Below are 22,120 nucleotides of genomic sequence, written 5' to 3' on the forward strand. Positions count from 1 at the left end.
ACATGAATGCAAGATGACTGCCATTTTGGCAGTTTTTTTATTGATTTTGTAAGATATCATATGGAGGATGAGCGTAAAATGTTCCATCCTCTTCAAGAAATTCATAGGTCACACTTCCATCGAAATCTGTTCGATACACCTTTGTTTGATGATCATTTAATTTTTTCAAAACTTCTTGATGAGGATGCTGATACCGATTTCGTTCACCTACTGAAATCAGTGCATATGACGGCTTCAAATGCTGAAGCCATTCTTCACTTGTTGACCCTTTACTCCCATGATGCCCAACCTTCAAGACATCCGCCCTCAGCTTGGGGTAAGCTTGAATGATGTCTCGTTCCCCTTCTTGTTCAAGATCCCCAGTAAGCATAAAACGCTTGCCGCCAAGCGTAAAGGTGAGGACCAGTGAATCATTATTTTTACTCGTCACCTGGTCACGTACTGGATGCAGAACGTCAAATTTTTGCCCTCCAATTCTCAGCTGATCCCCTCTTTCTAACTCATCAACAGGAATCTGTTGATGAGCCGCTTCCTTTAAAAGCTGCGCATCCTCTGGATTTCGAGCAAAGCCTTTTGGTATTGCAAGGCGTTTGACTTTATTTCGCTTTATTAACCGCATCGCTTCTCCCATATGATCTTGATCCGCATGGGTTAGGATGAGGACATCAAGTTTTGCTATGCCTTTAGAATGCAGAAATGGAATAAGCGTTTGATCTCCAATTGTAGATACTTTACGTCTTTTTTTCCATGGCTCTTCTTCAAAAGAAAGTCTGCCTCCTGTATCGACTAATATATGCCCCGTTCGATAAGGCAGCTGAATAAACAAGCTATCTCCTTGTCCTACATCTAACATCGTGACCTCTCCTTTTTGAAGAAAATTCGGCGTGAAATAGTGTACAGCCAGCACACAAATAAGAATAAAAATCGGCACAAGATAAGATTTGATAGAAGTTTTACATTCCATCACAATGAATAGAAAAACAATGGAGGAAACCTCTAGGAGAACATGCCACCATGTCGATTTCATAAAAACGAGAGTAAGACCATCGTAAGCAGCCATATGTGCTGACAATTGATGACCAAACTGGATCACCCAATCAAGCAGCTGAAACAGTGTTTGCCCAAGCGGAAGATAAATGATAGATAAAACAAAAAAGAATAAGGATAGAGGCATGACAACCATTGTATAAAAAGGAACAAACATCATATTTAAAGGAATACTCAGCAAGGAAAATTGCTGAAAATAATATAAAAGAACAGGAAGCGAAGCAAGCTGTGCAATCAAGGAAATGAGGAATAACTGCATCACCGAACTTTTCGCTTTTGATAAAATACTAGTAGATAGCAAAATAAAAAATGTCACCACAAATGACAGCTGAAAACCGACATCAAATATATAAAGTGGTTGAATAGCTAATAAAAGCAAGAACGCTGCACTTAACACGACCGCAGAAGGCTGTTTCATTTCTTTTGGCAGGCTTGTGATGACTAAATAAATTCCAGCCATGAGACAGGCTCTTAACACAGACGGCGCAGCACCTGTTAAACAAGCATAAACCGGCAAAAGGGATAATAAAAGAATACGTGCTGCCTCTCTTGTCACGCCAGCGCGGAGTAGACACCAAAATAGGCAAGCGAGCAGTGTTTGAACATGGAGCCCTGAGATGGCTAATAAATGAATGATGCCAAGCATTTGATAATCTCTTAATATATCAGGGTCTATTAAATCACGTTCGCCAAAAATAAGTGCCTGTACAATCCCAACAGAACTCTTCGGAACGTGATCTTCTAGAAATTTCAGCCCCTTCAGCCTAATAGATGAAAGGTAATGTGAAGGGCTGTCATGTTTCGTACAGCTTTTCATAGACTGCGTTAAGAAAATAGCATCAATGCCTTTTGTTTTTAGAAATTGATCATATTGAAAGCCGTTCGGTATGGTTGCATGTTTAGGTAACCGAATTTCACCTGTCATATGACAGCTCATACCTGGCCCAACATCTTTTAACGCTACTTTTTCACGCTCCGTTTGAATCGTATAAAATGCCGCTAGTCGACCATTCTCTGATGTAACAGTCGCTGAAAAGCGATTGCCATCTATTTTCGGAATTGTTTCAATCACAACCGAATGAGAAAATACTTTTTCTTGGAGGACATGATCCGTTTCAAAAAACTGGTGCACCATAAAAATGAGCATATAGATCGTTCCACACAAACTGACCATTAGAAAGAGATGGGGTGTTTTTTTTAGCAGACTGAAAAGAAGAGATACAAGAAGAAAAAGGAGAAAATACAGATGAAGATGATATGCGGCCAGAGCAATTCCAGCAGCTGCTGAAATCGCCCCGAACGGCAAATACTTAAACATAGGAAGTAAATAATTGATTCGCCTTTTCATGCATTTGACGAATTTCTGTTTCGCTACGTCCTGATTCACTTAGTTTACCTATTAAATCCGCAACAAAGGCTAATTTTTCTTGGTTTTTTAAGTCAATGATCATCTCATCTAGTTCAACCTGTTCTGTTTGAACTCCCGCCTGTTCAAATAAATCAACAGCATATGGATGATTTTTATAATCCTTCGCATAATACACTGTTCGAATACCTGCTTGAATAATCGCTTTACAGCACTGCAAGCAAGGAAAATGCGTCACATATATTTCAGCATCAGCCGTTGGTGCACCAAATTTGGCACATTGTAAAATAGCGTTCATCTCCGCATGGATTGTACGAACGCAGTGATGATCTATCACATAGCATCCTACATCTGCACAATGCACGTCACCGGCAATGGATCCATTATATCCACCTGCGATGATGCGCTTGTCTCTTACGATCGTTGCCCCAACAGCTAGCCGCTCACAGGTGCTTCGCAAGGCAAGCAAATGGCTTTGAGCCATAAAATATTGATTCCATGAAATTCTCTCCACGAGCTGATCCCTCCAGAATGATGGTTGGTATTAAGTGTACATGCCTTTCTTCTATACCGTCAATTCTACTTGACCGTCAGTTGATTTTTCAGCCGTTCAATGGTCTTCTCTCCAAAACCCGAAATATTCCGCAAATCTTCAATTTGCTGAAATTCTCCATGTTCTTCTCTATACGCAATGATGGCTTCTGCTTTGGCTGGCCCTATTCCGTTAATGGTCTGCAATTCCGCTGCATCAGCTTGATTGACATTCACCCCTTGACTCTTTTCATTTCCCGGCAACATATCAGCCGCTGCTGTTTGTCCCTGCTTGTCAGTCTCCCCCTTCTTTCGTACATAAATCATCATACTGTCTTCTAATTTTGCTGCTTGATTGATGTCAACTGTATCTGCCTTACTCGTAAAACCACCTGCTCTTTTAATGGCTTCTTCAACTCTGTCCTCATCCATAAATGCATAAACGCCAGGCTTCCGTACAGCTCCTTTGACCTCTACTACGATGGATGTTGGCTCTTTTTCTGCACTCTCTTGTTTTTCTTCTAATATGACTTGCGTTTCATGTTGTTCTTTCAACACACTTGGCCCTGTGCCACCTTTCTCTTTTCCTGCTAAAAAGAAGAAACAGATGATGACGAGGATGATGATTCCAGCTATCAGATAAAGACTGTATTTTTTCAACGACATGAGCTGCTTCACTTGTTCACGCTTCTTTCAATCATATTTTCACGCTGCTTCACATACTGTTTAGAAGATAACAGATCCTATGCGTCTAAGGAGGGAGAACGTTTGAATATAGGGTTAATCGGTACAGGAAACATGGGTACCATACTTACTGAGGCATTTATTGAATCAAAAGCAGTCAATCCCTCAACCATCACCATTACAAATCGGACCATCGAAAAAGCGTTCAATATAAAAAAAAATCACCCAGAGGTCGAAGTGACAAAACAGCTTTCAGGAGCTGTAACAGATAAAGATTTCATCTTTGTTTGTGTCAAGCCACTTGATATTTATCCGCTTTTAAAAGAACTGAGCCCTCTGTTAACAGAGCAGCAAACCATTGTCATCATTACAAGTCCGGTTCATCCTGAACAGCTTCAGGATATTGTTCCTTGTCAAACAGCCAGACTAATCCCAAGCATCACCAACCGCGCGTTATCAGGCGCATCACTTTTAACATTTGGTTCATCATGCAATGTCACGACAAAAGCAGCGCTCAGACAACTCGCTTGCCGCATTTCAACACCAATAGAAATTCATCATTCAATCACACGGGCAGCCTCAGATATTGTCAGCTGCGGTCCCGCCTTTATTAGCTTTCTTGTTCAGAAAATGATTGAAGCCGCTGTTGAAGAAACGGATATTTCAAAAGAAGAAGCCACCACCTTATCAGAAGATATGCTTGTAGGACTTGGCCGTTTGATTGAAAAAAGGGTGTATACCCTGCCTACACTGCAAGAGAAGGTGTGTGTAAAAGGCGGCGTCACCGGCGAGGGCATTAAAGCACTTGAAGCAGGTGTTCAAGATATGTTTCATCAGCTTTTTCAGAACACTCATGACAAGTTCGATGAGGATGTAGAAGCGGTTGCGCATCAATACCCACCGAGTGTGTTTACTGATGATCTCAGAAATTAAACATCTTCGCAACAAGCGAAAAAAGGGTTTTAAAAAAACCATCGTCCATTAAACGATGGTTTTTGGTTTCTTCGCTGAAATAAAATATCTTTCAGCCAATTCCTGAGGTGCTTCATTTGTAAAATCAGCGGTCACTTCAATCTGTTCAAAGCCAGCGGACTCAAGGAACGCTGCATATGTCTCAAAAGGAAATGTACGCTGTTCGTGCGTTTCATCATAACGCTCATACACGTCTCCGTCTTTTACAAAAAAGCTTAAATCATGAATGACCGAATATGGATGATCTCCTTTATCACTCTGCCAAATATAGCTGATCTCTTCATCTTGATCGGCATAAGTAGAGCCAGGAAATACCTCTTCCATTTTATAAGGGGTATGAACATCAAACAATAAAACCCCACCTGCCTCTAAAAGCTGAAACATGTTTTTAAAGGTTTTTTTGACGTCATTTTCGTTTTTTAAGTAATTCAGGGAATCACAGCAAATAACCGCTGCTTGAAAGGTTTGTTCAAACCCCTCAAGCTCTCTCATATCTTGATGTAAAAATTGAATAGACTGCTTATGAGCCTGTGCTTTTTGCTGCGCAAATGCGAGCATCTCTTCACTTAGGTCAATTCCTGTGACCATGTGGCCTTTTGCAGCTAACCGCAGAGAGATCTCTCCAGTTCCACAACCTACATCGATAATCGCACTATTTGGCTTGATATACCGCTGTATCCACTGAACCCATTCATCATAAGGGGCATGTGTCATGAGCTCATCATACACACCTGCAAACCCTTGATAAATCATGAGTTAATGCCAAGTGAAAGCGTTTCTCTCGGCGCATCTCCCCAAAGCTTTTCTAAGTTATAGTATCCTCTTTCCTCTTTGTGGAACACATGAGCAATGACATCTCCTAAATCAATCAATACCCATCTTGCTTCGTCAAAGCCTTCCATCTTTTTAACTTCTATGCCGCCTTCTTCTGCAAGGTGTTTCACTTCTCTTGCAATGGCCTGTACTTGTTTGTCAGAATTCCCGTGACAAATGAGAAAATAATCTGCAACAAGTGAGATCCCTTGCATATTCAGGGCAATAATGTCCTCTGCCCGTTTATCATCGCACGCTCCTGCTGCGATGTTTAAAATTGATGATGCATCCATCAAAATTCCTCCTTAGTTGTTCTTTTGCACAAGTGAGTTATAAGTAGCAAGTGTATCTGGGAAAACTGGCTGATTCTTTTTCATTAAAAAGCTGACGGTGTTTTTTAAAGATTGAATCAAGGCAAGGTCCAAATCCTGCTCTGCTAACTCTCTTACTTCCTCTACACCAGGAAAATGGCGTCCTGGCTCTATATAGTCGGCGACATAAATAACTTTTTCAAGCAATGTCATGTTCGGTCTGCCGGATGTATGGAATTCAATGGCTGTTAAAATATCTTGGTCGTCAATTCCAACTTCTTTTTTGACCAAATAGGCACCAACTGGGGCATGCCAAAGCTCAGGTGAATATTTAAGCAATAGAGGGTTCATCTGTTCTTGCTGGATGATGCCCTTCATTTCTTCTTTCGGTCTAAATTTGGCATAATCGTGGAAAATAGCCGCAATCTCTGCTTTTTTCACATCTGCACCAAAACGTTCAGCTAATGAAATGGCCGTCTCCATTACCCCAAGTGTATGTGTATATCTATGCTCTGTTAACTGCTGTTTGACACAGTTTAAAGCTTCTTCACGATTCATATAAATGATGCTCCTTTATATAACACTCAACAGCTTTCGGAATCAAATAATCAACAGGTTTCCCCTGCTCTATTCGCTGCCTAATCAATGTCGATGATACATCAAAAGCCGGAACATCTGCAAACAAAAGAGGATACGCCGTACTTCCTTCATAACCTGGTCTTTTCATTCCAATAAAGGTGATCATCTGAAGCAGATCATCGATTCTGTGCCATTTCGGTAAATACTCGACCATGTCCGCTCCAATCATAAAAAAGAACTCATCTTCAGGATGGCGCTTCTTTAACAGCTCAACCGTATCTACTGTATAAGATGGGCCCTCCCGCTCCATTTCAATTAGCTCAACTCGAAAATGAGGATTTGTCTGAATCGCTTTTTCCACCATTTTTACACGGTGATGACTCTCTGCTCGTTTTCGACCCGTTTTATGGGGGGGCTTGTGATTTGGGATAAACCAAATTTCATCAAGCCCTACTTGGAAACGCACCTCACTTGCCATCAGCAAATGCCCATTATGCAGGGGATCAAACGTTCCGCCGAACAACCCTATTTTTTTCATATCATATCCACCTTTACGGCAGCTTAATTTGTTTGTTTTCCTTTGATTCCTTATAAAGGACAATCACATTTCCGATCGTTTGAACGAGTTCAGCTTTTGCACCTTTTACAAGTGCTTTTGCAACCTCTGTTTTGTCCTCGTCGCAGTTTTGCAATACGCTGACTTTCAAAAGTTCTCTTGCTTCAAGCGCCTCGGAAATTTGCTTGACCATATTGTCATTTACCCCGCCTTTTCCAACTTGAAAAATAGGTGATAAATGATGTGCTTGCGCACGTAAAAAACGTTTTTGCTTACCTTTTAACATGGTGTTCCTCCTAATTTCTCTATGACAATTGACTTCATTTTTCGAGCGTCAGGTGTAATGCCCGTCCACAGTTCAAAGGCCCTTACCGCCTGACCAACAAACATGCCGACACCATCGACTGTTTTCAAACCTAACCCGGCTGCTTCGCTTAGCAGCTTTGTTTCTATTGGATTATACACAATATCACAAACGACCGCTGTTTTTTTTGCGTTCGCTAAAGAAATTGGGGTTTCTTCAACATTCGGATACATACCAATTGAGGTCGTATGGATGATGACATCATATTCCCCAAGCTGCTCTTCTGCTGTATTTAATGCAATGGCACGAGATGTGATTTTCCCATCGGCACTTTCAATTAAAGCCTCAGCTTTTTCAATGGTACGATTCGTAATGTCAAAGCTTTTCGGTGCATACTCAGCAATTGTCATATAAATCGCTCTTGCCGCTCCACCAGCACCAATCATGAGAAATGACAGCTCTGATAACGGCTGGTCCAAGGCTTCAAGCAATGAATGAAGAAAACCCTCTCCATCTGTATTGTACCCAACGAGCTGACCATTTTCGAGGCGAACCGTATTGACGGCACGCAGACGTTCAGCTGTCACATCAATTTTGTCAAGGTACTGCATGATGTCTACCTTGTGCGGAACAGTGACGTTAAAGCCGCTGATTCCTAAGGCTTTCATACCGCTAATGGCATCTTCCAGATCGTTTTCTTCTACTTGAAAGCCATGATAATGTCCATCAATTCCAGCATCCTTTAATGCTGCATTATGAATATCTGGAGACATTGAATGGCCAACAGGGTTACCGATTACTCCGTATAAAGGTTTCAAGGTCTCTCCCCCTCTGAACATTTAAATTAACGAACGTCTCATAAACACGTGCACACCTTTTGGCGCATACACTTTGATTTGTTTCCCAGCATCATTTGCAGTCACCCAGCCTAATCCTGAAAAGACAATGTCCATTTTTGGCTGATCTATGGTGAAAGTGTGCGGAACGAGCGGCGGGAAATCTTCCATCCCCTCTTTTGATGGCGGTGAAAGCAGTTCACCTGCATGCTTTTCATATAAGTCATCTGCATTCTCCATCTTCGTCCTGTGAATGTTGAGTTCATTTGGCATGTAGCAGACAAAGGATGTTCTACCGCCTTTTACATAATCAAATCGAGCCAGTCCGCCAAAGTAAAGCGTTTGAGCTTCATTTAACTGGAACGTTCTCGGTTTCAATTCTTTTTTCGGCGTTAAAATCTTTAAGTCATTTTTGCCGACATAGTGCGCCATTTGATGGCGGTTGATGATACCCGGTGTATCGAATAAAGCAGACCCGTCATCAAGCGGGATTTCAATCGCATCAAGTGTTGTCCCTGGGTATTGGGATGTGGTGATCACATTCTCTTCTCCAGACACCTCTTTAATAATGCGGTTAATAAATGTTGATTTCCCAACATTTGTACAGCCGACAACATAGACATTTCTGCCCTCACGATAATGATCAATTGCCTCCATAACCTCAGGCACACCTTGTCCTCTGCTCGCACTGATTAAAAACACATCGATCGGATTGAGCCCATTTTCTTTTGCTTCCCGCTTCATCCATTGAACAAGACGGTCTTTTTTCACGGATTTCGGTAAAATATCTACCTTGTTGCCGACAAGTAAAATGGGATTACCACCAACAATACGGCTCAGTCCATTAATCCAGCTTCCGTTAAAGTCAAAAATATCAACGACCTTGACGATCAGAGAATCAGTCTCGCCAATGCTGTGTAAAATATTTAAAAAGTCGTCTTCTGTTAAAGACACATCCTGAATTTCATTGTAGTTCTTTAACCTAAAACAGCGCTGACAGATCACATCTTCTTTCAATAGAGATGCTGCCGGCGCATATCCTAATTGATCTTTATCTTCCGTCTGAATGGCTACACCGCAGCCAATACAAACAACCTTTTCCATTATTACTCTTCCTCCCACTGAATGTGGCCCTTACGCTTTAAGGCGCCTAAAATTCTGCGTTCAATCTGCCTGTTAAACTTCGTGAAAAATCCGTCCGATGCCGCAACAGGTACAACCAAAATAGTATGGAAGCCATGCCTGTTTCCGCCAAGCACATCTGTCATAAGCTGATCGCCAATGACAACCACATCTTCTTTCTTCAATTGCATATCAGCGACAGCCTTATTAAAGGCTCTTCCCATCGGTTTTCTCGCTTTATAAATAAACGGGATATGAACCGGCTCAGAAAAAAGCTTGACCCTTTTTTCATTATTGTTCGATACAATCGTCACCTGTATCCCGTGATCTTTCATCTCTTGAAACCATTCAATTAAACGTGGGGTCGCACTTGGACGATCCCATTCTACTAGTGTGTTATCTAAATCCGTAATAATTCCTTTTACATTTCGTTCTTTTAGTTTTTGCGGCGAAATGTGGAAAATACTTTTCACAAATTCATCCGGTAAGAAATACTTCTTTAGCACAATTTGCACCCTTTCTTCCAATGGTTTTTCAGCGCTTGTGTCGAATCAAATCACAATTTGTCTGTCTATCGAATACAATGAAAAAGTTTTCGACATATGATGAGGACCTTCAACAGGTGTGGATAATTTTACACACATTATCCACCTATATTCCATAACGCTTTCATTCAATTATAAACACTCTACCCACAAGTTATCCACTTAACCATGTGGATAACAGAACGATTGTTCTTGTTTCCCATTCATGGTAGATTAAAGGTACTTCAAAGACATTCGATCAACCTATGATGATATGTCTTTTCCTCAAGTTTTATGCCAACTTTTTCAGGGGAGGTGTTTTTCCCATCATATGGGTTTCTAGTATGAAAAAGCTGTCAGATGATTTACTTATAGAATCGTATTATAAAGCAAATGAAATGAACTTAAATCGCGACTTCATTGAATTAATTGAGACAGAAATGAAAAGACGTTCGCTCGGGCATATGCTCTCTGTTTCCTCTTAATTCCATATATCCTGGAACCATGCCTCCCGAGCACTCTCCTTTTTAAACTCAGATGACTGATATTATATCACTTGCGCTATGTGCTTACTACTATTTTCCGTAAAAAACACCCCTTCTGATCAAAGAAGAGGTGTCTTATTTGCAAGGCTGTTCATTCCAAAACCATAACCCTCCACCTACGACCAAAATGACGACAAGGAACACAACAAGAAAAGCGTAACCGATTCCTGCTCCTTGAGCTGGATAAGGCGAACACGCAGGGTAAGGATAAGGACATCCCCACATATCAGTTACCTCCTTCTAGGAAGATATACTGTTAGACTATGCAAGATGGATCGTCTTGTTTAGGCAGATGGCCTGCATTTAAAAATGTTTAATGACATCACGCTCTTTGATTTCGTTATATATGATTCTTGCCCCTTTTGGTGTCATATGATTGCCAGAAGGGTCAATGAGGCCAGACTGAATCAAGGCGTTGTCACTATCTTCACCCGCTTCTCGGATGAACGCTTTCCAATTGTCGACAAGCGGCACTTGCTGTTTTTCAGCTACTTCTCTTGTGATGTCATTATATGAGTTTTGCCAAGCTCTCGCCCCGCCTCTCTCAGCAAAATAAGATGACTTATATCTAGAATAATAATACAAGCCCTTTTTGCCTCCTTCCACCACAGGCACGCAAGTCATGAGGATAGGGGTAATTCCCTCTTTCCTACTTTCAGAAATGAAGTAGGATAAGTTTTCTTTAAATCGTTTTTTGGTCACACGGGGATGTTTCCCGTCTAGAATCGCCGCATCATTTGTACCGAACATGATGAGGACGTAAGTTGGTTTTTGGTTTAAAATATCCTGTTCAAAGCGCAGCTTTGCATCTTCTGTTGTCTGCCCGCCAATCCCGGCATTCTGTACCTTGATTTGGCCGCGCTCGACGTTTTTCATGAGATTCACCCATTTTTCAGATGTTGGATAATCTCGAAAATCCCAGTTCGACCCTCTTGTGTTACTGTCACCAAATGCAATGACACTTTCCTGCGCCTGCTTCGAGCACCCAGCAGCAACACATAACAGGATGAAAAGGAAAACAAATTTCTTCACAACATTCACCTCCAAAAGCCCTCTTCATATAGTAAACGACAAGACTTTTGGTTTCAATGAATGACTGTCTCTTATTGTAATTGAACCGGCAGATAATCTCTGTCATGGTGCAGCAGTTCGCTCACTTTCACAAACTCATAGCCCCTTTTCTTAAGTTCAGGTACGACTTGTTTCAGCGCTTCTACTGTCTGCTTCCGATTTCCTCCGCCATCATGTAAAAGGATGATATCGCCGCCCTGAATATTCTCAATAATACGGCTGGCAATTTTGTGTGCACCTGGCCTTGACCAGTCCTTCGGATCTTGCGTAAAGGACCACATCACGACATCATATCCTTGCTTTGAAAGAACGCGGAAGGACTTCATCGTTAAACGCCCGCCCGGAGGACGAAATAATAAGGGTCCACCAGGCTGGAGAGAAGCGATATGAGCCGCTGATTCTTTTAATTCTTGTTTGATTTCTTTCGATGACAAAAGGTCAAAATACGTATGATTCATTGTGTGATTGCCAAGCTCATTTCCTTCGCTCACAATCCGCTCTGCGATCAGAGGATATGCATGTATACGGCTCCCGATGACAAAAAAGCTGGCATTCACTTCATGCTCTCTCAGCACATCTAGTATTTGATTTGTGTAAACCGGATGTGGCCCATCATCAAAGGTTAACGCAATCTTTTTCCGTTCCTCCCTCATGTCCCAAAAGGCTCGTCCCGTTTTTTCCAGGTCGATTCTTTTTAATGTACGCGCCTCTATTTTATCAGGAACAAAAGCGCATAATACCCATATACATAACAAGATATACAACCCTCTCATCAGACCGCCTCCACAGAACATCATTACACATTAAATTGCCCGCTTTCTGATGAATTCATTCAAGTTTCGTGATCGTCTCCGCTTCTTTTTCACATAAAAAAAGCCGGCCCATCAGGCCCGCTTTTTGTCTCACGTTTGGTTTCTCTCTTCAACTGTCGAACGTTGCTTAGAATTCATACAGACACTCTCCTTCTTGGATTTGATTTTGAGCCCATAGCAATTTTTGATAATACTGGTTGGACTTCTGGTATTGTTGAGAGGCTTCTAAGGCTGTAGCAATTTCTAGTGAGATATCCTCTATATAAGAGTATAGGCTAAGTTTTTCCAAATAATCAATGGTTTTTTGCAGTTGTTCTTCATTGATTTCCTGAACATATAAAGCATCCAGATACTCAAACATATGACAGAACAGCTGGTCTTCATGCTTCTTTGCGGCCAATTTCCCATCCTCTAATATGCGCCTTGCTTCAGTCTGCTCATTTTGTCTAAAAAGCAGCTTGGCCAGTGTATAAAGTGTATGAGGCAGCGTGGGAAGCAGCTCTTTTTTGGCGAGTTCTGCCGATTCGGTTAAATATCGTTCTGCTTCTTCTCCATAACCTAGCTCCCCATAACATTTTCCTAAATTATAGAGCGCTGAGCTATAAATGCGCGGGTGGTCAATTTCGGATGCGAGTTGTTTTGCCTTTTTCAAGTGAGGCAGTGCTCGATCTTTACGTTTTAAATCTTGATAATTTCCTGAGATGACAAAGAGACACTGAATAATGCGAATGGAATATGCATCATGCTGATCGTATATTTCAAGCGCTTTTAAAATATGGTGCATGGAGACATGCGTTTGTTTCATAATATAGTAGGCTTCTGCTACTTTAAAATGAAACTCGGCCTGCTCAATATCATCAAATACCATAGACAGCTGTTTTTCTGCCATGCGATAATATTTGACGGCCTCCAAATATTCTTTTTGACTAAACTCATGCATGCCACGAAAAAATGCATGGTAATAATGCAGCATATCAGATAACTCATGATTGGAATTTTCGATTTTATCGACAAGGTTAGATACTGAGAAAGGTTGATATTTTGAAGGGTGTATATAGTCGAGCATAATTTGGTGCCGAAAACACATGAGCTGATAATAAATCAGTAAATGCTGGTCCTCTTCCATACGTTCAATTTCCGCTTCTACTTCCGCTTTCAAGATTTCCGCATCTGGAACACTGAACTGCCGTATCATTCGATACCATTCATTAATTTTCATACCGACATGTGAAGAAAGAACCTTCCCCATGTTCCGAAAAAACCCCTTCCTTTTCGGTCTAATATTACATATTTTAGCACGCTTCTAGACCGCCAAGCACCGCAAAGAAACCGCAAACATATGAGAGAGGAAGCAAAAACATACGAACAGAAGCACGTTTCTTTCAAATAAGATGATTTTTTCATCGTACAGACACAGACAATCCTTCCTTCACATACATTTGAGGATATAGGCTGCGGCCTAAACATGGTGGAGGTGAAAATCGTGGCAGGAGTATTTACAGCGATGGGATTGATGGTCAAAGAATTGGTGTTTTTAGTGTCCTATGTCAAAAACAATGCCTTTCCACAGCCCCTTTCGGGAGATGATGAAAAAAAATACTTAGCCCTCATGGCAGAGGGCGATGAACACGCAAGAAACATGCTGATTGAACATAACCTTCGGCTCGTCGCCCATATTGTCAAAAAATTTGAAAATACCGGGGAAGACGCTGAAGACCTCATCTCCATCGGGACGATCGGACTCATTAAAGCCATCGAAAGCTATTCCTCTGGAAAAGGAACAAAGCTGGCAACATATGCTGCGCGGTGTATCGAGAACGAAATCCTCATGCATTTACGCGCACTCAAAAAAACAAAAAAGGACGTCTCTCTGCATGACCCCATCGGTCAGGATAAAGAAGGAAATGAAATTTCATTAATTGACGTCTTAAAATCAGAAAATGAAGACGTGATTGATACCATTCAGCTCAACATGGAGCTTGAAAAAGTAAAAGAGTATATCGACATTCTCGACGGCCGAGAAAAAGAAGTGATCGTCGGCCGATTCGGTTTGGACTTAAAGAAAGAGAAAACGCAGCGGGAAATAGCCAAGGAGCTCGGGATATCGCGGAGCTATGTTTCACGGATAGAGAAACGCGCGCTGATGAAGATGTTTCATGAGTTTTACCGGGCGGAGAAGGAGAAACGGAAGCGGGAGAAGGGGAAGTGATTTGAATTTTGTAAAAGAACCCTTCATGTTAGTGGATAAAAAACAGACCATATGAGGTCTGTTTTTTATTTTATCTCTAAGCTAATGTCTTTCTGTATTACTTATTAAAAATAGCTGTATTCTATTTAATCTCCTAATGGGAGATCCTCTTTGTTGATTAAATATAACTTGTTATTATCTTGATATTTGCTAGGATAATGATCAATTAGATACTTCGTTAGGATTTTAAGTTCAGCTATATCAATCATTTTTGATTCTATAGCATTTTCCCAAAGTGTATTTAATGTTTCATCATCTATTATCTCTAGCACTTGCGGAACAAATTTTTTATTTTCTCGTTTATACGCTTGATAAGCTGTATAAGAAACCGCATCTAATACTGAATACCAGCCATATTGTTTTTGTTCCTCTTTTTCTTTATTTGCAAACTCCGCTACATCCATATAATCTTCACTATCTATGTAGTTACATAAATCATCTGCACTTAACTCTTTACCAGAAAGCCATTTCCAGCAATCTTCTAGAGCTTTTTCTCCTATGTGGTAACCATCATCTTCTTTATCTATGAATGCATACATTTTTTCGGCTATTGCTAAGCATAGTGCAACTTTAGCTTCTTCACTAATGTCATTTATAAAATCCATTCTATAGCCTCTTTTCTATTTTTTTATTTTAACGACATTTTCTGTAACACCATTTTTAACATCAAAAGATAAAGTATCTCTTGGGTACGGGACACTTGGATCTCGTTCTGATGTTACTTTTATTTTCAATTCAGGATAGTGATCTGTCAGTTGCTTGAATATTCCTCTTTCCTCACTAGGAACTCGATCAAACAAACCTTTTGTACATTTCCTATCTAAACTCTTAAAAAACACGCCTTCATAATCAAAACCATGTTCATCATACCCTACATGTAAATGCATAGTTTCATCTAAGTTATGTAACTTCTCATATGTACTCACTTTCATCTTGCTCCCTCTAACTTTTCTTATCATACTGAAAATCAATATCCCTCAACTCTCCCCATTCAACAAGGTCAGGAACTGTTTTTGTCGTCAAAAAATGGTGAACGATTTGATAAGCTTGATTCCGATCGATATAGCTACACGACGGCACATACAATGGGGCGCCTGCGACCAAATGCTCGATCGTTTCAATTTTTTCTCCCTTTTTAAAAGGAACCAAAAAATTTGGATATCTCATGATCAAGAACCCATACGGTTCCGTATAAAAGAAAACTAGACTTTCACTTTCCCAATCTTCTTCTATCTCAATGGAAGATTCACCGTTTCCTTGTTTCCAATACTCTTCACCCTCCTGAAAGAAAATTCTTTTCATGAATTCTTCTCCTGGATTTTCTACTGGAGCTCCTGTGGGGCCGTAGTATAAAAACATCCATATCTCTCCTTCATACCTATATCAACTTGTTAACCAACTGTTCTATTTCCTTCAAATTGATAAAAAGCTTGTGAGTCTTCGTTTAATTTTAATAAGTTATATAACTTTGGGTTTAACTTTTGAAAGTTTTGCTTGCTGACCCATTTTACTTCTTCAATATCATGATCTGGATCAAGAATATCTATTTGCCCTCCGGTGATTTCAGCAAAGAAGGTGATTATCAGAGCATGATGCTTTTTGTCTTGAAAGACTGCTTCTCGAACCGAATGAATTTCATTTACTTTGCAAACATACCCTGTCTCTTCATTCACCTCGCGTATCACGGCTTGATGCAGGTGTTCGCCTTTTTCTACAGCCCCACCAGGCAGTTCCCAATATCCCTTTACATTTTTAACTGCTAAAATATTTTCTTCCACATCGTAAATAATAGCTGATACTACATCTACTCGTTTCAAATATATCTACCTCCTTCGCTCTTTGTTTACATCAATTGTCGAATAAATAGCACGAACTGTTCATTTCAATACATTCATTATACGGTACCTTGATACATGCAAAAAGAAGCATTCAGCAGATTGGATGCCCCAGCATGTGGATCATCATCATTTTACTGATTGTCCTCATTTGGTTTACTGGGAATATCGTTTCGTTATTAAGACAAATGAAAGAATCAAATGAGAAAAATATACAACTGTTAGAACATCAAAAACCGCAAAAATAAAAACCTCACTCTTTTAGAGAGAGGTTTCTTAGCGTACGCAAGTATTCTTACCGTTTCTCATGAAACAACATATTTCTGATCCGCTGTAGATAATGCAGCGCAATATGAACGAGACAGAACATAAGCCCGATCATCGCAAGTATATAGATGGGCAGCATCAACCAGGTACATAGTTAACGATAAAACCCAAACAAAATGCTGTCAGCATATATAGGCTAATCAACCTCATCAATACCATCCGAAGCCCTCCCTTTCTACACTCACTTTAACATGATTTCCCTTTATTTTCATAATATGCTTTAAAAAATGCGAATCTACTAAGATTCGCATCATCATTACGTATTCAATTCACCTTTCTTCTCACGCGCTTCCTTCCACTGCTCAAGCTCAGATACCGTCAATAATTGATATCCCTGTTTTGTGAGTTCCTTGATAATCGTGACGGCTGCGTTTGCTGAGGTGTCATAGATGTCGTGCATTAAGACCGTTTCACCGCTAGATGCATGCGCTAGAATGTAGTCCGCGACGTATTGACTGTTTCGATATTTCCAGTCTTCAGGATCAACATCCCAAAGCGTGACTTTCATGTTGACAGCCTCGTTGATTTGCCCGTTTGTCCCGCCATATGGCGGTCTAAAATGAGTCGGTGTGAATCCGCTCGCTTTTTCAATGATTTGCTGCGTGTCTTCTACTTGTTTGACCGCTTGTTTTAAAGGAAGTCTTGTGAGCAAAGGGTGGTTATAGGAATGGTTTCCAATTTCATTTCCACCCTTTCTGATTTCACTTAACATATCGGGATAATACTGAACCCTACTGCCTAATACAAAAAATGTGGCATGTCCTTTGTTCTCTTTTAATGCTGCTAAAATTTTTGAGGTCGTTGATGGATTGGGCCCATCATCAAATGTGAGTGCAATGGCTTTTTGATTCGCATGAAATGTGGATGGTTTCGGCAGTTTCACAATCTTTCTGGTTGGAACGGGTTCTTTTTTCTCGTTTTTGTTCAATTCTTTCTTAATATATTCAGGTTTTAATATTCCTGTCAGTAGTGTTTTCTTAATCGCTAACACTTGAGGGCCTTGATGATTTGGGGCGATTTGTCCTCTTGGAAAGTAGAATTCTATATAGCGATCCTTGATGGCAAAATACTGATAATTCTTCGCTACAGGAGACGTTCCCTGTTTGAGCAGCGGTCGATTTTCAGCTAGCGTTCGATCTTTTTTTAATTCCTCAAAAGTCATATTGGATAGTTTTTGAAAATTGTCCTTCTTTGGTAGAAAGATATCGTTGATTGATAAAAGTGTCTGTTTCTTGAAATCAAAGTTGATCACTTTCGTTTGATTGACGCCTTGCTCTCCGCCCTTCACTTCATATGTATTGAATTTGATTGCGACTGTTTGCTTGGCATAATGAATGATCTCATAATCGATGTTTAATTCGTATCGTTTCTCTTCATTGACATCACTCGCTTGACTAAATGATGTTTTAAACTTTTCTAACGCTGCCTCTGCAAATCTTTTGATCTCCTGATCTAGTTTTTCTTGATGAAACAGCGGATAGTTGACAGCATATCTCATGAATTTCCCGTCATTCACAAGTGTGACTATTTCAACTTGTTTGTAGCTCGCATCTTGTTCTACTTTTTTTCTCTCTGTCCCGCTTGCTTGCTGGTTATGATAAAACGCAGCGATACCGATGACGATTGCAAGTACACATAGGACGAGACTGATCTTCCCTTTCATTGACACAATGATTCTCCTCTCGTGATGCCGTCATGTCTAGATGGCGTGTGTTTGTATTATAGACTTTCCGCAACCCCTTTTTAGTTTGCCAAAAACACACTTGTCACATTTTCGACATATTTTACGAGAGACATATAAAAAGGGCTTGATCGCTCAGCCCTTATTTTTGCATATACAGCTGGAATAACTTTGTTTCTTCATCAATAGAGCGTGCCTGGTCAAAAGCTGCTCTGACTGTCTTTGAGTTGTTCACCAGCTCATACAGCATGGTGAGAACAAAAATAAATGACGCATTTCCATCAATATAGTCATCGGGCGCTGTATAGGATATTGCCCCTGTTTCTAAAAAAGCTTCTCCCACCTTTTTCTCGCCTAGTGTACAGCCCGTACATATAATGTGTATCCCATTTAACGAAGCATACCGCTTTATATCATCCGCACCAAAAGCAGCACCTCTCGGCTCACCCTCTTCATATACATCTTCTCCTAACTCCGGCATGAGAAACGCTCCTTCTTCTCCGTGAAAGGATAAAAGAATGAAATCCGTCTCGCCTCTATTCCTCCCGGATAAAACATTAATCAGGTCATTCGGTCTGCCTATCCAATGCATATCGACTTTTGCGCCAAAGTTTTCAAGTGCTGCACGAAGCGCAAAGGATTCCAGCTCACTATTTGGTCCGGCTGCCAATGTGATGCGCATGACTGGCTGGCTCATTTATATCCCCTCCAAACGATGATAAACATAGCACCATTTTTTCCTCATCTACATATGCACCATTTATTTTTAGTGCTTTTTCCTCTACCGCATACGACTTAAATCCAACAGACCTGTAAAGATGTTTGGCTGGGTCGTTTGTTGTGACCACTGTTAAATATAGTTGTTCGATGTCTTTTTTTTCGCAGGCAAAAGAAAGAACTTTTGTCAGAAGCGCCTTCCCCATTCCTTTTCCACGGCCATTAGCCGTTACATACATCGCTGCCACATTGGCACGGTGCTTTAATTTCTGCAAGGTTTCTTGTATGAGTGTAACCGAGCCGACCAGCTGCCCTTGATGAAAGGCGCCGAATGTCCACATAGATTGTGTAGAAGCAAAACGAGCCTTGTATTTATTCTTCGCATCTAACTTCTCTTCCTCGTAACTCATAGCAAAACTCTCTGGATTTAATCGGAGTGCTTCTAATCTCAAGTTCGCATATTCTTGAGCATCTTCTGGTGTTAACAATCGAATATTCAGAAAATCGCCTCCATCGAAATGAATTGATACTTCCAATTTTATCTTGAAAGAAGCTTTTGATCAAAATTTTTATGCAAAAATAAAAAGGCATCCCATCACAGGATGCCTCCTTTCTTAAAACCTTTCCCCTACCACTTACAGCGTTTGACCGGGCGACAGCAAGGATTCTTAATATCACTGCCACAGTCATATTCTTCCACAATATACTCATTTCGAGTAGATTGCGTTACTGGGTAGTAGTTTTCAATTCTTTTGATGTTTTTATTGACGTTTGTGATATGAGTAGGATGAATCTTTCTGATCGTTTGTTCATTTGTTGTCGTGTTGACAATTTGACGTGTAGGGGATACAACCGTTTCAACTTCTCCATGATTCCCCCTGCGAGGCCCAAAGAAAAAATTGTCTAATCGATTCCGGCTCATCTCAACACCCCTTCAAGTTGTCTTTCACTTACACTCTATCGTATGTCAGAGGCACGATTAGTGATTAGATGCTTGTCTATTTTTGATAAAATCCGCTGGTGATCTAGTAGTCTCTTTCTTTACAATAGGACAATTTTAACATATTATACAAATGATCTCTTGTGAAGGAAAGGACATTCATTGATGAAAACAAGACATAAGCTTTTTTCATTTTTCATCCTGCTCGTCGTAGTTATCACCCTTCCCTTGCTGTCGCCTATGGTTTTTACAAATGCGACTGAAAGAGGAGCGATACGGCATGCCATTTATCAAGAAGGCTACCCTTACCAAAGCTATTTTGCTATTTTGCAAAAAAAGGACGATGTAGACCCTCAATATGGTCAGCTTTATGATGTGTATTGGCAGGCTTGGAAAAGTGAGACGGGAATGACGCCTTCCGTCTGTTATTCAAAAAAGGTAGAAGACCATGAATATAAGGTCAGCTGCGGAACTGCACCGTAAATTTTTCAATGACAATAAACTAAGAGGTGAACGATATGATCAACACAGCACAAACCATCGAACGAAACAAACTGGACATTGCACTTGAACTGACACAATTGCATTTGAATCGATATGAAGCAAATCACCCTGATCAGCTGAGTGAAATTTATGCGAAATATTATGCGCTTCTTGAAGTGCTGGACGTATCCTCATCTGATCAATTAATGGATTTACTGCCAGACGAACTGAAACAAATACTTGATTAAAAAAACCATCTATCCATACAGGATAGATGGTTCAGATTGTTGACAAAGGGCTAAAATGAACTTGATTTTAGCCCTTTGTCTTCTTTTCAGCGGAAGGACAAGTACCGGCGCGGAGCGAATTTGACATTCGTGAGCACTGGCACGCAGGACTGACACCGAATGCGAGGGTTTGTCTACACGCTGAAACCATCTATCCACACAGGATAGATGGTTTTCTTTAGACACGTGCAGCCATATCGGTTTCGATTTGTTCTAAGCTTCTTCCTTTTGTTTCGACTAATACAAAGCGGGTGAACAACAAGCCAATTAAACAGATGACCCCAAATGAAGAGAAAATGACGCCAAAGCTGAATTGGTCAGCCAAGATAGGGAACACAAGGCCAACTGCTAATGATCCCGTCCAGTTAAAGGCAGAGGAAATGCCCGCTCCAATACCCCTGACAGAAAGTGGGAAAATTTCACCAATGATAATCCATGTGATCGGTGCCCATGAGAAGGCATAGCACAAAATAAAGCAGCAAAGTGAAATCAATGTGACCCAGTTTAATATGCCTTCACTCACTCCGAGCGCACCTAATGCCGCTGGTGCAAAGAAAGAAAGGGCCATCCCTGTTCCCCCTACTGTGAGAATCGTTCGGCGGTCGAACCGGTCGACGAATTGTAAAAAGATCACGGTCGTCACAACAAATATGACACCGACAATGACGGTAAAACCTGCGGCAACTTGCGGAGCAAGACCTACATTTCTTGCGATACTCGTTGCATAATACACAATGGAGTTCGCCCCTTGTATTTGCTGGAGTGTCGCCATTCCGACCCCAATAAAGAGAGCCATTCGGAATTTCTTTTGAAATAATTCACGAATGCCTGAGCGTTCTTCTTTTGCCACTTCTAAAATTTCTTGCATTTCTGCTTCAATCTCTTCACGTGATGAACGAAGTGATCCTAATACTTCACGTGCCTTATGAGCCATTCCGTGTTTAATTAAATATCTTGGAGATTCAGGAAGCTTCAGCATGCCAATATAAAGCACGATCGCAAATAATGCAGCACTTCCCAGCATCCAGCGCCAGCTGTCTGGAATGGGTTCAAACACAAATGCGACGATGTAGCTAAGCAATAATCCGCTCACAATCATCAGCTGATTCAAGCCGGACAATTTCCCGCGAATTTTAGCTGGCGCGATTTCAGACATGTAAGCAGGCACGAGCGATGAGGCTGTCCCTACAGCTGTTCCTAAGAAAATCCGGGCAATGGTTAATGAGATTTCTTCTGGTGCAATAGCTGAGCCAAGCGCACCGACAAAAAAGATAATCGACGACACCAAAATGAGCTTTCTTCGGCCAAACTTATCCCCCATCAGACCGCTTAAAATGGAACCAATGATCGCCCCGCCCATTAATGAAGAAACGACGATGCCAAGCCATAACGGGCTGAGCTGAAATTCTTCCTGTATGTGCCCTTCCGCCCCTGCGATAATGCCAATATCATATCCAAATAAGATACCTGCAAAGGACCCGAAAAAGAAGATAAATTTACTTGATACTTTTTTCTCCAAGTGGATGACC

Annotated in this window: 30 protein-coding genes; 6 read left to right on the forward strand and 24 right to left on the reverse strand. The window is 40.8% G+C overall.

The features are described 5' to 3' along the window. Positions 1-37: 37 nt before the first annotated feature. The 3 genes from NST57_RS12530 to NST57_RS12540 all read right to left on the reverse strand — a co-directional run bounded on the left by NST57_RS12530 (position 38) and on the right by NST57_RS12540 (position 3,622). Positions 38-2,365: a DNA internalization-related competence protein ComEC/Rec2 gene (locus NST57_RS12530; RefSeq protein WP_341299224.1), complete on the reverse strand. Its 2,328-nt coding sequence runs from the start codon at positions 2,363-2,365 to the stop codon at positions 38-40. Then, positions 2,358-2,927: a ComE operon protein 2 gene (locus tag NST57_RS12535; protein ID WP_008342495.1), complete on the reverse strand. Its 570-nt coding sequence runs from the start codon at positions 2,925-2,927 to the stop codon at positions 2,358-2,360. Before NST57_RS12535 ends, NST57_RS12530 begins: the two co-directional genes overlap by 8 nt. 65 nt (positions 2,928-2,992) lie before the next feature. Further along, positions 2,993-3,622: a helix-hairpin-helix domain-containing protein gene (locus NST57_RS12540; protein ID WP_142155533.1), complete on the reverse strand. Its 630-nt coding sequence runs from the start codon at positions 3,620-3,622 to the stop codon at positions 2,993-2,995. 90 nt (positions 3,623-3,712) lie between these two features. Between NST57_RS12540 and comER the strand changes: the two genes are divergently transcribed. Then, positions 3,713-4,561, forward strand: coding sequence for a late competence protein ComER (gene comER / locus NST57_RS12545; protein WP_142155534.1), 849 nt, complete (start codon positions 3,713-3,715; stop codon positions 4,559-4,561). Between the two features lie 48 nt (positions 4,562-4,609). Here comER and NST57_RS12550 read toward each other — a convergent pair whose 3' ends face one another. Genes NST57_RS12550 through NST57_RS12585 form a run of 8 tightly spaced genes read right to left on the reverse strand, consistent with a single transcriptional unit; the run spans position 4,610 to position 9,627 of the window. Beyond that, positions 4,610-5,353, reverse strand: coding sequence for a methyltransferase domain-containing protein (locus NST57_RS12550; protein ID WP_142155535.1), 744 nt, complete (start codon positions 5,351-5,353; stop codon positions 4,610-4,612). Next, complete coding sequence (rsfS, locus tag NST57_RS12555) at positions 5,350-5,706, reverse strand: ribosome silencing factor (protein WP_008342502.1); 357 nt, start codon at positions 5,704-5,706, stop codon at positions 5,350-5,352. Before rsfS ends, NST57_RS12550 begins: the two co-directional genes overlap by 4 nt. Before the next feature lie 12 nt (positions 5,707-5,718). Further along, positions 5,719-6,282 (reverse strand): bis(5'-nucleosyl)-tetraphosphatase (symmetrical) YqeK, encoded by a 564-nt coding sequence (yqeK, locus tag NST57_RS12560; protein ID WP_142155536.1) that lies wholly within the window; start codon positions 6,280-6,282, stop codon positions 5,719-5,721. After that, positions 6,272-6,841 carry a nicotinate-nucleotide adenylyltransferase gene (locus NST57_RS12565; RefSeq protein ID WP_142155537.1) on the reverse strand — a complete coding sequence of 190 codons (570 nt, stop codon included), beginning with the start codon at positions 6,839-6,841 and terminating at the stop codon, positions 6,272-6,274. Before NST57_RS12565 ends, yqeK begins: the two co-directional genes overlap by 11 nt. A 13-nt stretch (positions 6,842-6,854) precedes the next feature. Beyond that, positions 6,855-7,145 carry a ribosome assembly RNA-binding protein YhbY gene (gene yhbY, locus NST57_RS12570; protein WP_008342507.1) on the reverse strand — a complete coding sequence of 97 codons (291 nt, stop codon included), beginning with the start codon at positions 7,143-7,145 and terminating at the stop codon, positions 6,855-6,857. Further along, complete coding sequence (aroE, locus tag NST57_RS12575; protein ID WP_341298628.1) at positions 7,139-7,981, reverse strand: shikimate dehydrogenase; 843 nt, start codon at positions 7,979-7,981, stop codon at positions 7,139-7,141. Before aroE ends, yhbY begins: the two co-directional genes overlap by 7 nt. 21 nt (positions 7,982-8,002) lie before the next feature. Further along, complete coding sequence (gene yqeH / locus NST57_RS12580) at positions 8,003-9,103, reverse strand: ribosome biogenesis GTPase YqeH (RefSeq protein ID WP_007501357.1); 1,101 nt, start codon at positions 9,101-9,103, stop codon at positions 8,003-8,005. Between the two features lie 2 nt (positions 9,104-9,105). Beyond that, positions 9,106-9,627, reverse strand: coding sequence for a YqeG family HAD IIIA-type phosphatase (locus NST57_RS12585; RefSeq protein ID WP_008356191.1), 522 nt, complete (start codon positions 9,625-9,627; stop codon positions 9,106-9,108). 362 nt (positions 9,628-9,989) lie between these two features. Here NST57_RS12585 and NST57_RS12590 point away from each other — a divergent pair, with 362 nt between their 5' ends. Further along, complete coding sequence (locus tag NST57_RS12590) at positions 9,990-10,130, forward strand: sporulation histidine kinase inhibitor Sda (protein WP_003217327.1); 141 nt, start codon at positions 9,990-9,992, stop codon at positions 10,128-10,130. A 135-nt stretch (positions 10,131-10,265) separates the two neighbouring features. Here the strand turns inward: NST57_RS12590 and NST57_RS12595 are convergent, their stop codons facing one another. From NST57_RS12595 to NST57_RS12610, 4 genes are all read right to left on the reverse strand, one after another. Beyond that, positions 10,266-10,415 carry a hypothetical protein gene (locus NST57_RS12595; protein ID WP_003217499.1) on the reverse strand — a complete coding sequence of 50 codons (150 nt, stop codon included), beginning with the start codon at positions 10,413-10,415 and terminating at the stop codon, positions 10,266-10,268. Between the two features lie 78 nt (positions 10,416-10,493). Next, positions 10,494-11,222: an SGNH/GDSL hydrolase family protein gene (locus tag NST57_RS12600; RefSeq protein WP_235675467.1), complete on the reverse strand. Its 729-nt coding sequence runs from the start codon at positions 11,220-11,222 to the stop codon at positions 10,494-10,496. Between the two features lie 71 nt (positions 11,223-11,293). Then, positions 11,294-12,034, reverse strand: a complete 741-nt coding sequence (locus tag NST57_RS12605) for a polysaccharide deacetylase family protein (protein ID WP_142155541.1) — start codon at positions 12,032-12,034, stop codon at positions 11,294-11,296. Positions 12,035-12,200: 166 nt separating this feature from the next. Then, positions 12,201-13,322, reverse strand: a complete 1,122-nt coding sequence (locus NST57_RS12610) for a Rap family tetratricopeptide repeat protein (RefSeq protein WP_341298629.1) — start codon at positions 13,320-13,322, stop codon at positions 12,201-12,203. 231 nt (positions 13,323-13,553) lie between these two features. Here NST57_RS12610 and sigK point away from each other — a divergent pair, with 231 nt between their 5' ends. Then, positions 13,554-14,282 (forward strand): RNA polymerase sporulation sigma factor SigK, encoded by a 729-nt coding sequence (gene sigK / locus NST57_RS12615; RefSeq protein WP_058014952.1) that lies wholly within the window; start codon positions 13,554-13,556, stop codon positions 14,280-14,282. Positions 14,283-14,407: 125 nt separating this feature from the next. Here sigK and NST57_RS12620 read toward each other — a convergent pair whose 3' ends face one another. From NST57_RS12620 to NST57_RS12635, 4 genes are read right to left on the reverse strand one after another with little or no spacing between them, the layout of a single operon-like run. Continuing rightward, positions 14,408-14,926 carry an Imm6 family immunity protein gene (locus NST57_RS12620; protein WP_341298630.1) on the reverse strand — a complete coding sequence of 173 codons (519 nt, stop codon included), beginning with the start codon at positions 14,924-14,926 and terminating at the stop codon, positions 14,408-14,410. 15 nt (positions 14,927-14,941) lie between these two features. Beyond that, positions 14,942-15,253, reverse strand: coding sequence for a hypothetical protein (locus NST57_RS12625; protein WP_341298631.1), 312 nt, complete (start codon positions 15,251-15,253; stop codon positions 14,942-14,944). Positions 15,254-15,263: 10 nt separating this feature from the next. Further along, positions 15,264-15,680, reverse strand: a complete 417-nt coding sequence (locus NST57_RS12630) for a hypothetical protein (RefSeq protein WP_341298632.1) — start codon at positions 15,678-15,680, stop codon at positions 15,264-15,266. 32 nt (positions 15,681-15,712) lie between these two features. Continuing rightward, positions 15,713-16,138 (reverse strand): NUDIX hydrolase, encoded by a 426-nt coding sequence (locus NST57_RS12635; RefSeq protein WP_341298633.1) that lies wholly within the window; start codon positions 16,136-16,138, stop codon positions 15,713-15,715. A 134-nt stretch (positions 16,139-16,272) separates the two neighbouring features. Between NST57_RS12635 and NST57_RS12640 the strand changes: the two genes are divergently transcribed. Next, the gene (locus NST57_RS12640) at positions 16,273-16,404 is read left to right on the forward strand and encodes a hypothetical protein (protein ID WP_272953192.1); all 132 of its coding nucleotides are present in this window, start codon (positions 16,273-16,275) and stop codon (positions 16,402-16,404) included. 335 nt (positions 16,405-16,739) lie between these two features. Here the strand turns inward: NST57_RS12640 and NST57_RS12645 are convergent, their stop codons facing one another. The 4 genes from NST57_RS12645 to NST57_RS12660 all read right to left on the reverse strand — a co-directional run bounded on the left by NST57_RS12645 (position 16,740) and on the right by NST57_RS12660 (position 19,803). After that, positions 16,740-18,152, reverse strand: a complete 1,413-nt coding sequence (locus tag NST57_RS12645) for a polysaccharide deacetylase family protein (RefSeq protein ID WP_341298634.1) — start codon at positions 18,150-18,152, stop codon at positions 16,740-16,742. A 154-nt stretch (positions 18,153-18,306) separates the two neighbouring features. Further along, a complete protein-coding gene (locus NST57_RS12650) occupies positions 18,307-18,861 on the reverse strand; it encodes a delta-aminolevulinic acid dehydratase (protein WP_142155546.1) in 555 nt (184 codons plus the stop codon). Beyond that, complete coding sequence (locus NST57_RS12655; protein WP_445818793.1) at positions 18,815-19,417, reverse strand: GNAT family N-acetyltransferase; 603 nt, start codon at positions 19,415-19,417, stop codon at positions 18,815-18,817. The genes NST57_RS12650 and NST57_RS12655 overlap by 47 nt, the downstream gene beginning before the upstream one ends. A 92-nt stretch (positions 19,418-19,509) precedes the next feature. Continuing rightward, the gene (locus NST57_RS12660) at positions 19,510-19,803 is read right to left on the reverse strand and encodes a CotD family spore coat protein (protein WP_008342559.1); all 294 of its coding nucleotides are present in this window, start codon (positions 19,801-19,803) and stop codon (positions 19,510-19,512) included. A gap of 183 nt (positions 19,804-19,986) precedes the next feature. Between NST57_RS12660 and NST57_RS12665 the strand changes: the two genes are divergently transcribed. After that, a complete protein-coding gene (locus tag NST57_RS12665) occupies positions 19,987-20,304 on the forward strand; it encodes a hypothetical protein (RefSeq protein ID WP_048003119.1) in 318 nt (105 codons plus the stop codon). A gap of 35 nt (positions 20,305-20,339) precedes the next feature. Further along, positions 20,340-20,552, forward strand: a complete 213-nt coding sequence (locus tag NST57_RS12670) for a hypothetical protein (protein WP_146271072.1) — start codon at positions 20,340-20,342, stop codon at positions 20,550-20,552. Between the two features lie 217 nt (positions 20,553-20,769). On the opposite strand, the gene NST57_RS12675 is transcribed toward NST57_RS12670, so the two are convergent. Further along, complete coding sequence (locus tag NST57_RS12675; RefSeq protein ID WP_007501378.1) at positions 20,770-22,110, reverse strand: sugar porter family MFS transporter; 1,341 nt, start codon at positions 22,108-22,110, stop codon at positions 20,770-20,772. Positions 22,111-22,120 lie beyond the last annotated feature (10 nt).

This window comes from Bacillus sp. FSL M8-0077, from assembly GCF_038050255.1.
Taxonomy (GTDB): domain Bacteria; phylum Bacillota; class Bacilli; order Bacillales; family Bacillaceae; genus Bacillus; species Bacillus altitudinis.